The 14,754-nt window shown below is 61.7% G+C and carries 12 protein-coding genes and 1 pseudogene; 1 reads left to right on the top strand and 12 read right to left on the bottom strand.

The genetic code is table 11. From position 1 onward, the window contains the following. Window positions 1-61: 61 nt before the first annotated feature. The 9 genes and pseudogenes from ACZ9BE_RS21750 to ACZ9BE_RS21790 all read right to left on the bottom strand — a co-directional run bounded on the left by ACZ9BE_RS21750 (window position 62) and on the right by ACZ9BE_RS21790 (window position 11,013). Window positions 62-880 carry a phosphoglycolate phosphatase gene (locus tag ACZ9BE_RS21750; protein WP_024014534.1) on the bottom strand — a complete coding sequence of 273 codons (819 nt, stop codon included), beginning with the start codon at window positions 878-880 and terminating at the stop codon, window positions 62-64. Continuing rightward, a complete protein-coding gene (gene rpe, locus ACZ9BE_RS21755; protein ID WP_007918813.1) occupies window positions 877-1,551 on the bottom strand; it encodes a ribulose-phosphate 3-epimerase in 675 nt (224 codons plus the stop codon). Before rpe ends, ACZ9BE_RS21750 begins: the two co-directional genes overlap by 4 nt. A gap of 114 nt (window positions 1,552-1,665) precedes the next feature. Continuing rightward, window positions 1,666-2,814 (bottom strand): iron-containing alcohol dehydrogenase, encoded by a 1,149-nt coding sequence (locus ACZ9BE_RS21760; RefSeq protein ID WP_476249924.1) that lies wholly within the window; start codon window positions 2,812-2,814, stop codon window positions 1,666-1,668. 285 nt (window positions 2,815-3,099) lie between these two features. Further along, window positions 3,100-3,924, bottom strand: a complete 825-nt coding sequence (locus ACZ9BE_RS21765; RefSeq protein ID WP_016772909.1) for an ABC transporter permease — start codon at window positions 3,922-3,924, stop codon at window positions 3,100-3,102. A 12-nt stretch (window positions 3,925-3,936) separates the two neighbouring features. Further along, a pseudogene (locus tag ACZ9BE_RS21770) lies at window positions 3,937-5,185 on the bottom strand (ABC transporter permease). 258 nt (window positions 5,186-5,443) lie between these two features. Then, window positions 5,444-6,487: an ABC transporter substrate-binding protein gene (locus ACZ9BE_RS21775; RefSeq protein ID WP_016772907.1), complete on the bottom strand. Its 1,044-nt coding sequence runs from the start codon at window positions 6,485-6,487 to the stop codon at window positions 5,444-5,446. Window positions 6,488-6,535: 48 nt separating this feature from the next. Further along, complete coding sequence (locus ACZ9BE_RS21780; RefSeq protein ID WP_041476689.1) at window positions 6,536-7,660, bottom strand: ABC transporter ATP-binding protein; 1,125 nt, start codon at window positions 7,658-7,660, stop codon at window positions 6,536-6,538. A gap of 242 nt (window positions 7,661-7,902) precedes the next feature. Further along, entirely contained in the window at window positions 7,903-8,532 is a 630-nt protein-coding gene (locus ACZ9BE_RS21785) for a response regulator (protein ID WP_003228820.1), read from the bottom strand. Window positions 8,533-8,616: 84 nt separating this feature from the next. Beyond that, window positions 8,617-11,013, bottom strand: a complete 2,397-nt coding sequence (locus ACZ9BE_RS21790; protein ID WP_476249925.1) for a PAS domain-containing sensor histidine kinase — start codon at window positions 11,011-11,013, stop codon at window positions 8,617-8,619. 73 nt (window positions 11,014-11,086) lie between these two features. Between ACZ9BE_RS21790 and ACZ9BE_RS21795 the strand changes: the two genes are divergently transcribed. Continuing rightward, complete coding sequence (locus tag ACZ9BE_RS21795) at window positions 11,087-12,073, top strand: alpha/beta hydrolase family protein (RefSeq protein ID WP_476249926.1); 987 nt, start codon at window positions 11,087-11,089, stop codon at window positions 12,071-12,073. Between the two features lie 123 nt (window positions 12,074-12,196). Here ACZ9BE_RS21795 and ACZ9BE_RS21800 read toward each other — a convergent pair whose 3' ends face one another. From ACZ9BE_RS21800 to ACZ9BE_RS21810, 3 genes are read right to left on the bottom strand one after another with little or no spacing between them, the layout of a single operon-like run. Continuing rightward, window positions 12,197-12,964, bottom strand: coding sequence for a TerB family tellurite resistance protein (locus ACZ9BE_RS21800; protein ID WP_460142412.1), 768 nt, complete (start codon window positions 12,962-12,964; stop codon window positions 12,197-12,199). Between the two features lies 1 nt (window position 12,965). After that, complete coding sequence (gene murU, locus ACZ9BE_RS21805) at window positions 12,966-13,637, bottom strand: N-acetylmuramate alpha-1-phosphate uridylyltransferase MurU (protein WP_310219023.1); 672 nt, start codon at window positions 13,635-13,637, stop codon at window positions 12,966-12,968. Continuing rightward, window positions 13,634-14,653, bottom strand: coding sequence for an aminoglycoside phosphotransferase family protein (locus tag ACZ9BE_RS21810; RefSeq protein WP_016772900.1), 1,020 nt, complete (start codon window positions 14,651-14,653; stop codon window positions 13,634-13,636). Before ACZ9BE_RS21810 ends, murU begins: the two co-directional genes overlap by 4 nt. Between the last annotated feature and the right edge of the window lie 101 nt (window positions 14,654-14,754).

Below are 14,754 nucleotides of genomic sequence, written 5' to 3' on the forward strand. Positions count from 1 at the left end.
CGTGGTGTGAGGTGCAATCAGTCAGGTATGCAAACGCGCCGGCACGGCCGGCCAGAATCAGTCAGGCGCGCCAACGCCAGCGGGCCAGGGCCTTGATGACTTTCATCCAGAGTTTGCGGGTGACCACCACGATGGCGTTTCCAGAAGGGGGTTGAACAGCGTCGGGCAACGTTATCCCACCGGCCAGATCCAGGCAACCGGGAATTAGTTTGCGCAAATCGTCGATCACCAGTGCCGGGGACTCCTCGGCAATCGGCCGGCCATGGTTGTAGCCGTAACTCAGCGCCACACACTTGACCCCCGCTGCTTTCGCCGCCTGCACATCACTGCGCGAGTCGCCGACGAACAACGATTGCGAGGCCGGAATGTTGGCCATTTTCATCACGAAAAACAGCGCCGCCGGGTCAGGCTTCTTCTGCGGCAGGGTATCGCCGCCGATGATCCACTTGAAGTAGCGGCCGATTTTCATCTGATCGAGCAGCGGCGCGACGAAGCGCTCCGGCTTGTTGGTGATCAACGCCATGGCCACGCCTTGTTTGTGCAGCCACTTGAGCGTGTCGCGCACACCGGGATAGACCACGGTCAGTTCATGGCTGGCGCCGTACGCCTCCATGAAAATCTCCAGTGCGCGCTCGGCGTCGGCGTCATCCACCGCCGAATGATCGATGCTACCGGCCAAGGCCCGACGCACCAGCACCGGCGCGCCATTGCCGACCCATTCGCGCACTGCTTCGATGCCCGCCGGCGGACGGCCGAGGGAGAGCAGCATGGTGTCCACCGCCGCTGCCAGGTCGGGAACCGAATCGATCAGCGTGCCATCCAGATCGAACATCACCAACCGTGGCAGCTGCCCCGGGAACAACTGCTCAAAACCGCTCATGGGCGCGCCAGTGCCAGTTCGGAACGCATCTTGTCGATGACTTCCTGATAGTTCGGCGCGTTGAAAATGGCCGAGCCGGCGACGAAGGTGTCAGCACCAGCAGCGGCAATTTCGCGGATATTGTTGACGTTGACGCCGCCGTCGATTTCCAGGCGGATGTCGCGCCCGGAGGCGTCGATGATGGCGCGCGCTTCGCGCAGTTTGTCGAGGGTGCCGGGAATGAACTTCTGCCCGCCGAAGCCCGGGTTGACGCTCATCAGCAGGACCATGTCGACCTTGTCGATCACGTACTTGAGCACGTCCAGCGGGGTCGCCGGGTTGAACACCAGACCGGATTTGCAACCACCTTCGCGGATCAGTTGCAGCGAGCGATCGACGTGCAAAGTGGCTTCCGGGTGGAAGGTGATGTAAGTCGCGCCGGCTTCGATGAAGTCGCCAACGATGCGGTCCACCGGGCTGACCATCAGGTGCGCGTCGATCGGCGCGGTGACGCCGTACTTGCGCAGCGCCGCGCAGACCATCGGGCCGATCGTCAGGTTGGGCACGTAGTGGTTGTCCATGACATCGAAGTGGACGAAGTCGGCGCCGGCGGCGAGAACGTTGTCCACTTCCTCGCCGAGGCGGGCGAAGTCGGCGGAGAGGATCGACGGAGCAATTACGAAGGGCTGCATGACGCACCTGTGCTGAGCTAAATCACGATGGCGCGCATTGTATACCTCAAGTTTCCACGCGCGCACCGGGACCGCGATGATTGGGTTGTGCCATGTGCCCTCAGCGCCCGCGCCTCAGTAAGCCGCGCGGTAGATCTTCTCGATGTCGCCGGCGCTGAGTTTGCGCGGGTTGTTGCGCATCAAGCGCTCGATGCCGGCGGCCTCCACGGCCATCGCCGGAATTGCTTCCTCAGGTACGCCGAAACTGCGCAGTCCGGCAGGGATTTCCACCGCCGCGCACAGGTCGGTCATGGCGTGCACGGCTTTGTCCGCGGCTTCGCTGGCGCTCAGATGCGCGGTCTTCACGCCCATGGCTTCGGCAATATCCTGCATGCGTTCGACACAGGCCATTTTGTTCCAGGTCATCACATAGGGCAGCAGCAAGGCGTTGCTGACACCGTGGGCAATGTTGAAGCGCCCGCCCAGCGGATACGCCAACGCATGCACCGCACCGACCCCGGCGTTACCGAACGCCATGCCGGCCATGAGGCTGGCGGTGGCCATGTCTTCGCGCGCTTGCAGGTTGGCGCCGTTGGCGTAGGCCTTGGGCAAGGCGTTGGCGATCAGCTTTATCGCGCCAATGGCGAGGGAGTCGGTGATCGGCGAGGCATTCACCGACAGGTAGGATTCGATGGCGTGCACCAGTGCATCGACGCCACTGGCAGCAGTGACGCTGCGCGGACAGGTCAGGGTCATCTGCGGGCTGACCAGCGCCACATCCGGTAGGAGATAGTCGCTGACGATGCCTTTCTTCAACTGCGCGACCTTGTCGGAGAGGATCGCCACGTTGGTGACTTCGGAACCAGTGCCGGCGGTGGTGGGGATGGCGATCAGCGGCGGGCCTTTGCGCGGCACCTGATCGACGCCGAACAGATCTTCCAGCGCGCCGTGATATCCGGCGTATGCAGCGACACTCTTGGCGATGTCGATGGCGCTGCCGCCACCGAGGCCGATCAAGCCGTCATGGCCGCCTTCGCGATAGGCGCGCATGCAGTCTTCGACGATGGCGATTTCCGGATCGGGCAGTACACGGTCGAAAATCTCGTATTCGCGCCCGCCGAGTTGCACCAGCGCCAGTTCGACAGTACCGGACTTGACCAGCGCGGCGTCGGTGACGATCAGCGGATTGTCGATGTCCAGACGGGTGAGTTCAGCGGCCAGTTGTTCGATGGCTGCGGCGCCGGTGATCAGTTTATGAGCGATTTTGAACTGGGACAGACTCATGGTGCGCAGCCTCTTATAGATGTGGGAGCTGGGCACAAGATTAGCTGGGGATTTGGGGTTGTCTGCTATTCAGGGTGTGAATGGTTGATCGGATAGGAAGATCAAGAGCCCCTCACCCTAACCCTCTCCCGGAGGGAGAGGGGACTGACCGGGTTGTACTCTCGAAATACATCGACCTGAATTACCGAGTCAAACTCCGGCCGCGAAAGCCACGAAGATCTGCTCCCTTCCCCCTCGCTCCCTTGGGGAGAGGGCTGGGGTGAGGGGTGGCTTTTGACCTTGATCTCAGACTTGCGCAGTACGCAGTTTCTCGCTACGCCCGCGCAGCCATTCCAGCGTCAGCAGCAGGATGACGGAGAAGGCAATCAGCAACGTCGCCGCAGCGGCAATCGTCGGGCTGAGGTTTTCGCGAATCCCGCTGAACATCTGCCGAGGCAATGTCGCCTGCTCAGGCCCGGCGAGAAACAGCGTCACCACCACCTCATCGAAAGAAGTCGCAAAGGCAAACAGCGCCCCGGAAATCACTCCCGGCGCAATCAGCGGCAAGGTCACCCGGCGGAATGCAGTCAGCGGCGATGCACCGAGACTCGCAGCAGCACGCACCAGATTGTGATTGAAGCCCTGCAACGTCGCCGACACGGTGATGATCACAAACGGCACACCCAATACCGCATGCACGACGATCAGCGAGAAGAAGCTGTTACCCAGCCCCAGTGGCGCGAAGAACAGATAACTCGCCACGCCGATGATCACCACCGGCACCACCATCGGTGAAATCACCAGCGCCATCACCAGCGACTTGCCGGGGAAGTCGCCACGGGTCAGGCCGATCGCCGCCAAGGTGCCGAAGATCATCGCCAGCACCGTCGCCGCCGGGGCGACGATGATGCTGTTCTTCAGTGCACGCATCCATTCCGCCGAGGCGAAGAAGTCGTGGTACCACTGCAGCGAGAAACCCTGCAGCGGATAGACCAGGAAACTCCCCGAGTTGAACGACAGCGGAATGATCACCAGCACCGGCAGGATCAGAAACAACAGAATCAGGCCGCAGAGGATCCGCAGGCTGTAGAACCACACCCGTTCAATGGGCGACATGTAAGGACTCAGCATCGCAAATTCCCCTTAGCTCAGGCGCAGGCGACTGGCGCCGACCAGCCAGCTGTAGATCAGATAAAGCACCACGGTCGCCAGCAACAGCAAGCCGCCGAGCGCGGTGGCCATGCCCCAGTTGATGCTGGTGTTGGTGTAGAAAGCGACGAAGTAGCTGACCATTTGGTCGTTCGGGCTGCCGAGCAGCGCCGGGGTGATGTAGTAGCCGATGGCGAGGATGAACACCAACAGGCAGCCGGCGCCAACGCCGGCGTAGGTCTGCGGGAAGTACACCCGCCAGAAACTGGCGAACGGATGACAGCCGAGGGAAATCGCCGCGCGCATGTAGGTCGGCGAGATGCCTTTCATCACGCTGTAGATCGGCAGAATCATGAACGGCAGCAGAATGTGCACCATCGAGATGTACACGCCGGTGCGGTTGAACACCAGTTCCAGCGGTTTATCGATGATGCCCATGGCCAGCAGCGCACTGTTGATCAGGCCGCCGGATTGCAGCAGCACGATCCACGCGGCGACCCGCACCAGAATCGAGGTCCAGAACGGCAGCAGCACCAGGATCATCAGCAGGTTGCTCTGCCGCGAAGGCAGGTTCGCCAGCAGGTAGGCCAATGGATAGGCGAGCAGCAGGCAGATCGCGGTGATGACCAGGCCCATCCAGAAGGTGCGGGCGAAGATGTCGAGGTAGATAGCCTGATCCGGGGTGGCCGGGGCCAGTTCGCCAAGGTCATCGATACGGTGATCGACCGCCGCCAGCAGGTAATACGGAGTGATGCTGCTGGTGTTGCGTTTCACCGCTTGCCAATAAGCCGGATCGCCCCAGCGTTCGTCGAGCGCTTCCAGCGCTTCTTTGTAGGAGGCCGGTTCGCTGGCGAACGGCAGCGCGCGGGCGGTTTTGGTCAGCAGGCTGCGGTAGCCGGCCAACTCCATGTTCAAGCGCTTGGACAGATCGCCCAGCGTCTGGTTTTTGCGGGCTTCGGCGAGGTCTTCGCTGGCCGCCTTGTACACCGGCTCGGCCGGCAGACCACGGCCGTCCCAACTCGCGATGGCAGTGACAGTGCGCGGCATGCCGCCAACCACTTCCGGGTTGCCGACGCTTTTATAGAGCAGCGCCACGATCGGCACCAGAAACACCAGCAGCAAGAAACAGCACCAGCGGCGCAATCAGTGCCTGGGCCTTCCAGCGGTTGACCCGCTCGGCGTGCTTGAGCTTCTGCTTCAAAGTGGGGCTGGCGCCCTCGTTCAGGGGAACGGCGATGGCCATGACGTACTCCGCAAATCTTTGATCGTTACAGAGGTGGCGAACCACCTCTGTTGCGTTGAAACACTGCTACCTGTGGGAGCGAGCCTGGTGGCGAGGGGATTTATCCCCGTTCGGCTGCGCAGCAGTCGTAAAACCTGAGAATGCGGTTTATCTGACCCACCGAGCGGGTATGGCTTTGGGGCTGCTTCGCAACCCGACGGGGATAAATCCCCTCACCACAAAAGCCCCCTTGCCATCTCCATACAGGTAAATAAGTGGTTATTTCGCCGCCCAGGAATTGAAACGCTGTTCCAGTTGCTCGCCGTTGTCAGCCCAGAAGCTGACGTCGATCTGCACCTGGTTGGCGATGTTTTCCGGGGTGGTCGGCATGTCTTTCAGGACATCCTTGGCCAGCAGCGGCACGGCTTGGGTGTTGGCCGGGCCGTAGGCGATGTTTTCCGAGTAGGTCTTTTGCTGCTGCGGCTGCACCGAGAAGGCGATGAATTTCTTCGCCGCTTCCGCGCGTTTGGCATCCAGACCTTTCGGGATGGCCCAGGCGTCGAAGTCGTAGATGCCGCCGTTCCACACCACTTTCAGGTTGGATTCTTTCTGCACCGCCGCAATGCGACCGTTGTACGCCGAGCTCATCACCACGTCACCGGAAGCGAGGTATTGCGGCGGTTGTGCACCGGCTTCCCACCACTGAATGCTTGGCTTGAGCTCATCGAGTTTCTTGAACGCGCGATCCTGGCCACCCTTGCTTGCCAGCTCTTTGTAGACGTCTTTCGGCGCCACACCGTCGGCCATCAAAGCGAATTCGAGGGTGTACTTGGCGCCTTTGCGCAGGCCGCGCTTGCCCGGGAATTTCTTGGTGTCCCAGAAATCCGCCCAACTGGTCGGCGCGGTTTTCAGCTTGTCAGCGTTGTAAGCCAGTACGGTCGACCAGACGAAGAAACCTACGCCGCACGGCTGAATGGCGCCTTTGACGTAGTCTTCGGTCTTGCCGAACAGGGCCGGGTCGAGTTGCTCGAACATATCTTCGTCGCAACCCCGGGACAGCTCTGGCGATTCAACTTCGACCAGATCCCACGACACGCTCTTGGTGTCGACCATGGCTTTGACCTTGGCCATCTCGCCGTTGTATTCGCCAGCGACGATCTTGCCGTTACCCGCCGCTTCCCACGGTGCATAGAAGGCTTTGACTTGCGCCGCCTTGTTCGCCCCGCCAAACGACACCACGGTCAAGTCCGGGCCGGCGGCCATTGCGCCGGTCGCACCCATCAGGCCCAGAGTCAGGGCGGTGAACTTCAGGGATCTCAACATTTATTGTTCTCTCCACGTGCAGGGTTGGTGTTGGTATTGCCGGGGCGCTTAGTGCGCCTCTAAAAGCGGATCGAGCGCACGAACGTGCTCGACCTGCCAGCCAAGCGGTACCACGTCGCCGACGCTGAGCGCAGGATCGAGCTCGGCAATCGGTTGTTTCACGAAGAAGTCGGTCTTGCCGCAGACTTCCAGGCGCACCCGGACGTGGTCGCCCAGATAGATGAATTCCGCCACCCTCCCTGAGAAGCGGTTGACGCATTGATCGCTCGAACCGTTGAGGCTGACGCGCTCCGGACGGATCGACAGGGTCACCGGCTCGCCGGTCTGGCCAACGTTGACTGCCAGTGCCTCGACCTTTTCGCCACGACCCAACTCGACCACGCAGCGCTCGCCGCTCTGGCTGAGCAGGCGACCGTTGAGGCGGTTGTTCTCGCCAATGAAGTTGGCGACAAAGGTGTTTTTCGGCTCTTCGTAGAGCGTGCGCGGCGGCGCAATCTGCTGGATCTCGCCTTGATGGAACACCGCGACGCGGTCGGACATGGTCAGTGCTTCGCCCTGGTCGTGGGTCACGTAGACCACGGTCACGCCGAGGCGCTGGTGCAGGTGCTTGATCTCCATCTGCATGTGTTCACGCAGTTGTTTGTCGAGGGCGCCCAGCGGTTCGTCCATCAGTACCAGTTGCGGCTCGAACACCAACGCGCGGGCCAGTGCCACACGCTGCTGCTGACCGCCGGACAACTGCGCCGGATAACGCGAGGCGAAGGCATCGAGCTGAACCATGCTGAGAACTTTCTTCACCCGCTCGCTGACGTCGCTTTTGTTCAAGCCGCGCACGGTCAACGGGAAAGCAAGGTTTTCCGCGACAGTCATGTGCGGGAACAACGCGTAGTTCTGGAACACCATGCCGATATCGCGCTTGTGCGGCGGTACGTTGTTGATCGAACGCCCGGACAGAAGGATTTCACCGGCGGTCGGCGTTTCGAATCCGGCGAGCATCATCAGGCTGGTGGTCTTGCCGGAACCGGACGGCCCGAGCAGGGTAAGAAATTCGCCCTTGCGAATGTCCAGGTTGAGGTCTTTGACGATCAGGTTCTCGCCGTCGTAGCTCTTCTGCACACCACGAAAGCTGACCAGCACATCACTGGTCCCTGCGCTTGTATCGACCTGGCTCATACCCACACCTTTGTTGTTGATGACTGCTTGTTCATCAAGCCTAGTGGCTGGCGGCGGCCACGCAAATCGGGGTGCAGGAGAGAATCGCTTAAGCGCAATGGAAGGTTGGGGGTAGGGATTGCCCTACAAGGATGGCGCGTTTGGGCAAACGCAGCGGCAAGGGGCAAGCTGCAAGCCGCTAGTAAAGGCAAAAGCGTCTGTCGCTAATGGATATGCCAACTCCCACATGAGGGCGGTGACGGTCAGAGGAGTTTGTGCTCCATCGCATATTTCACCAGCTCCGCCAGCGAGGTGATGTTGAGCTTCTGCATCAGCCGCGCCTTGTGCGTGCTGATGGTCTTGCTGCTCAGGGCCAGTTGCTGGGCGATGTCGTTGACGTTCGCACCTTGGGCCAGGCGTTCGAACACCGAGAATTCGCGTTCTGACAACAACGAATGCAGCGGCCGGGTATCGGTCAGGCCGACTTCGAAGACCATGCGGTCGGCCAGTTCCGGGTCAATGTAACGCCCGCCCGCTGCGACTTTGCGGATCGCCGTGAGCAGCAGCGCCGGATCGCTGTCCTTGGTCGCATACCCGGCCGCGCCGACCTTCAACGCGCGCGCGGCCATTTGCGCTTCGTCGTGCATCGACAGCACCAGAATTGCTGGCGGATTGTTCAGCGCCCGAATGCGCGGGATCGCTTCCAGGCCATTGACCCCGGGCATGGAGATGTCCAGCAGCACCACCTCGCAAGGTACGCTGCGCAGGGTTTCGAGCAGTTGCTCGCCATTGCTCGCCTCCCCCACCACTTGCAGATCCTTGGCCAAGCCGATCAATTGCTTGATGCCCTCGCGGACGATGGTGTGGTCTTCAGCTACCAATACACGGATCACGTTGTTCTCCAGATTTCAGGTACACACCAGTCCCTGTGGGAGCGAGCCTGCTCGCGAAGGTGTCAGCACTCACAATACAAAACTTCAGACCTCACTTACCGGCACCCACACTTGAAGACTGGTGCCCTCCCCCGGCTCACTCACAAGCTCCAGCCGCCCGCCCATGATCAGCACCCGCTCACGCATGCCGACCAGACCAAACGAGGTCGGCCGACCCTCGGCGGCGACAAATCCTACGCCATCATCGCTGACGGTCAGACACAATTCATCGCCCGCAAGCACCAGCGTCAGCTCCACCGTGTGCGCCTGAGCATGGCGCATCACGTTGGTCAGCGCTTCCTGCAGAATCCGGAACAGCCCCACCGCTTTGGCATCGCTGAGCGCCGGCAGGTTGTCCGGCACCTGCACCAGACACGGTATCTGCGTGCGCGCCTCGAACCGCCGCGCCTGCCACTCGATCGCCGAGGCAATCCCGGCATCCAGAATCGGCGGACGCAACGCGGTCGCCACATCGCGCACCAGCTGAAATAACTGTGCGATCAGGCGCTTCATGCTGTTGAGCCGCTCGTTCAGACCGGGATCGAGTTGCGCGTAGGCCAATTCGCACATCGATGTCTCCAGTTTCAGCACGGTGAGCATCTGTCCCAACTCATCATGGACTTCCCGGGCGATACGCGCCTTCTCTTCTTCGCGCACGCTCTCCAGATGCGCCGACAATTCGCGCAGTTGCTCGCGCGAGGCGGCCAGTTCCAGCTCGATGCGTTTGCTTTCGCTGATGTCCCAGACGATGCCGTCCCACACATAGGCGCCGTCCTCCAACTGGCGGGTGATCGCCTTGATCTCGGCCCAGCGTTGCTCGCCCTGGCGCGTGACGATGCGGCCCTGCCACGACCAGTCGCTGTCAGTGTCCAGCGCCTGATCCTGGGTACGGTGATAACTGGCCCTGTCATCGGGGTGCACCAGGCTGCGCAGGCCCATGTCGCGATGGGCGATGGCTGCCGGTGCGTAGCCGACCAGACTTTCGCTGCCCTCACTGATGTAGGCAAAGTCGATCTGCCCGGTGACCGGTGCCCGCTCCAGCCGAAACACCAGACCCGGGACGTTGGCAGCGATGCCTTGCAGGCGCGCCTCGCTTTCCTGCAAAGCGGCGAGCGCGCGGCGGCGGTCGGTGACGTCGGTGAGGTAGACCACCAGATATTCACTGTCGCGAAAACGCAGAAAGCTCAGGGAAACGTCCGCCGGCAGCACACTGCCATCGGCGCGCAGGCAGCTGGTTTCGAAGCTCAGCGGCCCTTCTTCACTGGCCCGTGCACGCTTCCACAGATTGAGCCAGCGATCCATGTGCAGGCCGGGCTCGAAATCGATCAGCGGCCGTTCGATCAGCCCGCCCGAGGGATAGCCGAGCATGTTTTCCGCCGCGCGGTTGGCGTAGCGCACATGGCTGTCCCAATTGACCCAGAGGATGCCGACGGTGCTTTGATCGATGGAAAACTGCGTCAGCCGCAGCGCCTCTTCACTGGCCGCGCGCAACGCGATGTCCTCGCGGGCGCTGAGCAAGCGTTGTTCGAGGCTGTGTTGTTGGCGCCGCTGCCAGACCACGATTGCCGCGCAACTGAGCAGCATCACCGCGAACAACAGGCTGAGGTTCTGCCAGAACCCCGGCGATTCGGTCAGCCGTGGGTACTTCGGCTGCAGCCATTGGTTGTGCAGTTGTTCCAGATCCTTGGCCGGTATTGCGCGCAAGGCGCTCTGGACGATGCCGGCCAGTTCCGGCCAATCGCGCCGCGAGGCCACGCGCAGCAACTGCGGCAGGCCGATATCGCCGACCACCACCAGTTCGGCAAACTCCGGCTCCACCGACAGACGCCCCAACTGCGCTTCGTCGACCACTGCGTAGGAGGCTTGCTGACTCAACAGCAGTTGCAAGGCCTGACGCTCCAGCGGCACGCCTTGCAGATTCAAGTGCGGATAATTGCTGCGCAGGTAATCGGCGGTGCTGCTGGGCATGCGCACGGCGACGCGGGTCTGGCTGTCGAGCTTTTCCAGATCGACCGCGCCGCTGCTTTTCTGATCGCTGACCACCAATTGCGGGACGCGCATGTACGGGTCGGAAAACTGCCAGAGACGCAGCGCGCTCGGGGTCTGGCTGAGGCCCGGAGCGATGTCGATCTCGCCCTCGCGCAAAGCGTTTTCCAACTGCCCGAGATCCTGAAAGTTGCGCCAGCTCAGCTCCACGCCCAAGGTTCTGGCGAGCAGCTTCATCAACTCGACATTTGCCCCGGACAATCGCTGCAAGCGCCGATCGTAGGTCGCGTAAGGCGCCTGCAACACCAGGCCGACGCGCAATTCGTTGTGCTGCGCCAGCCATTGCTGCTGCTCTGGCGACAATTGCGCGGCATGGCCCGGCGGCGCAGGCGCCGCCCAGCCCATCAAGGGAAACCACAAACAGCCGATAACCCACAGGCAGCAAAATCGCTTCATTGAAGTCTCATACACTGACAAATTCTGACCAACCCATTAGGCTGCCGGGATACTTTCTGGCCTGGAATAACCGATGCCCTCTGTCTACCGCCTGGCACTGCCAGCATTGTGCCTGTCGCTGATCCTGCCTTGTGCGTTTTCCGCCGAAGCCGCAGACCCTGCGCCTGCGGCCACGGATAAACCCGCCGAAGAAAAACCGGCCGAGCGCCAGCCACTGCTTGAGCGTAGTCAGGAAGAGGCCGCCGCACTGCAACGTAAACTGCCGGCGCAAGAGCAGCAACAACTGCAGGCTGGCAGCGACACTTTCCTCGCCCTGTGGAAACCGGCCAACAGCGCCGAACCCAAAGGCGCGGTGATCATCGTTCCCGGTGCCGGCGAAACCGCTGACTGGCCGCAGGCAATCGGCCCGTTGCGAGGCAAATTGCCGGATGCCGAGTGGAGCAGCCTGAGCATCACCCTGCCGGATCTGCAAAGCGACGCCATTGCTCCGCGCGTAATCGAACCGGCCGCCGCGCCGAAAGCCCCGGAAACCACAAGCAAAGACGCCACCACCGCACAACCGATCGAACAGGCCGCTGGCGGTGAAGCGGAAGTCGCCGAACAGGTAGTGGCCGAGACCAGCGAAGAACAAACCAAAGCCGACGCCGAGCGCATTTTCGGACGGATCGACGCGGCGATTGCCTACGCCGAACAGCAAAGCGCGCGCAGCATTGTCGTGCTCGGTCACGGCACCGGTGCCTACTGGGCGGCGCGTTTTCTCAGCGAGCGACAAACGCCGCAGGTGGAAAAACTGGTCATGGTTGACGCGCAAGCACCAGCCAAAGCCCTGCCGCCACTCGCCGAACTGACGCCGACACTGAAGCTGCCGACGGTGGATATTTTCTATATGGACAGAGCGCTGGATCGCAACGCAGCGCTGGAGCGCATGCAAGCGAGCAAGCGCCTGAAGACCTCGGCGTTCAGCCAGGTGGCGCTGAAGGTGTTGCCGGACAAGAAGGCTGAGCAGGAACAATTGTTTCGGCGGGTGCGGGGCTGGTTGAATCCTCAGGCTGTTGACTGACTGTCACACCGAATCGCCCTTAATTCGCGAGCAGGCTCGCTCCCACATTGGATCTATGCACAATTCAATGTGGGAGCGAGCCTGCTCGCGAAGGGGCAAGCACAAGCAACACCCATCTAACTTCTAGCGAAAATCCCGCCGCTCGCGAATCAGCGTATAGGCGCTATGCAATTCCCGCGTCCGCTCGGTCGCATCACGCACCTGCGCCGGGGTCGCGCCGCTGCCGGCGATCTTGTCCGGGTGATGGCGACTGAGCAAACGCCGGTAAGCGCGCTTGATCTGTGCCGGCTCGCTGCTCGCCGACACCCCAAGCAGCTTCATCGCCTCCTGATAACTCACCGCCGCACTGACGATCGGCCGCTTGCCCGGTTCGTAATCGCTGGCCAGCGCTTGCACCTGCTGCGCCGTCCAGCCGAGCCACTTGCCCCACTGCGCCAGCAACTCGCGTTCGCTGAGCCCGGCGCGACCATCAGCCCAGACCATTCGCCAACAGGCGCGCAACACACCTTCAGCCGCGTGCGGTTGCGCACTCAAACGACGCAGATAGCCGCGCAGATTGTCGCTGCCGGACTTGCCGCGATTGAACGCGGCAATTGCCCGCCGTGTCGCCGGCTCGCTCATTTCCAGCGCGCGCATTTCATTGCGCGCCTGCTGGATATGCCCGTCAGTGACGCGCCCGTCGCTCTTGGCCAGACGCCCGAGCAACACGAACAGCAGTTCATCGTTGCGCAGCATCGGCCGGCCACCGAGCTTTTCGCGTAAGTGCCCCCAGCTCTGCAAGTGCAGGCGCCGATCCAGCGCCTGCCCCAACAACGCCCCAAGCATGGCCCCCGGAATGCTGGCAATCGCGTACCCCACTCCGGCTCCAATCAGAGTCCCTGGCCACAGCATCTCAGCGACTCGCTTCTATCAGGGCTTCGGCTTCGGCCAGACGCTCGTGGGTACCGACATCCACCCAATGCCCCTTCAGCCGCTCGCCCGTCACTTCATCTTTGGCCATGGCCTTGCGCAGCAGAGGCGCGAGCTTGAAGGCGCCATCGCTGCAACCATCGAACAACTGCGGATGCAGCACGGCGATGCCGCTGTAGGTCAGCGTCTGCGCATCAGGCTCGCCGTCCTGCACTTTGCCGTCGATGAGAGTGAAGTCGCCTTTCGGGTGATGCGCCGGATTGTCCGCCAGCACCAGATGCGCCAGGCCATTGATCGGCTGGTGCAGCACGCTGAAGTCGTAATCGGTCCAGATGTCGCCGTTGACCACCAGAAACGCATCGTCACCTAGTAACGGCAGCGCACGGAAAATCCCGCCACCGGTTTCCAGCGGCTCGCCTTCCGGCGAGTACTGGATGCTCAGGCCGAAACGCGAACCGTCACCCAGATGATCCTCTATCTGCTGACCGAGCCAGGCGTGGTTAATGACGATTTCGTTGAAGCCTGCAGCCGCGAGGGCGTGCAGGTGATACTCGATCAGCGGCACGCCAGCGGCCTGCACCAGCGGTTTCGGCGTGGTCAGGGTCAGCGGGCGCATACGCTCGCCTTTGCCCGCCGCCAGAATCATTGCCTTCATGCCGTCGCTCCAGCACGCAAGCTGCTGAACAGCGCTTGCAGCTCCGCCAGTTCAGGACGGCGGGCGATCACTGCTTCTATATAAGAGAAGAAGCGCGGCACATCGGCCAGATAACGCGGCTTGCCATCGCGATGGCAGATACGCGCGAAGATGCCGATGACTTTCAGGTGACGTTGCACGCCCATCAAGTCGCTGGCGCGCAGGAAGTCTTCGAAATCAGCTTGCACCGGAATGTCCAGTGCCGAGGCTTGCTGCCAATAGCTTTCCAGCCAGCCGCGTACACGTTCTTCCGGCCAGCTGAGGAAAGCGTCCTTGAACAGGCAAGTCACGTCGTAGGTCACCGGGCCGTACACCGCGTCCTGGAAATCCAGCACACCGGGGTTGGGCTCGCTGAGCATCAGGTTGCGCGGCATGTAGTCGCGGTGCACCAGCACTTTCGGCTGCGCCAACGCGCTGTCGATCAGCAACTCGCTGATGTGTTGCCATTGTTGCTGCTGGGCCGCATCGAACTCGACGCCCAGCTCGCGCTTGACGTACCACTCGGGGAACAGTTCCAGCTCACGACGCAACAAGGCGACGTCGTAACTCGGCAACGGCGCAACCATCGGCAACTGTTGAAAAGCCAACAGCGCTTGCAGGGCATCGTGGAATAACGCGTCCGCATTTTCGCCATCGATGACGTCGAGATAGGTCTTGTTGCCCAGGTCATTGAGCAAAAGAAAACCGCGTTCGAGGTCTTCGGCGTAAATTTTCGGCACATTAATTCCGGATTTCGCCAGCAAAAAAGCGATATCCACGAACGGTTTGCAGTTTTCCTGCGGTGGCGGCGCGTCCATCACGACGAAGCTGCGACCATCGCCCTCCCAGCGGAAGTAGCGGCGGAAACTCGCGTCGCTGCTGGCCGCGGTCAACGTGGCCGGGGGCACGGTGCCCCAGCCCTGCTCGGCAAACAGCTTTGCCAACTGCTCATCGAGCCAAACTTTCAGGTGTTGCAAGCGTACATCTTGGTCAGGCATTGCAAGGGTCTCCGACGGCGCTAGCCGTCAAGCGGGTCATGCTTTATTATCCAGCATCTTTTTCAGACCATCGAGAGGCGTGCGGCCCACACCGCGGGCAG

The sequence above is a fragment of the Pseudomonas sp. TE9122 genome, assembly GCF_056278925.1.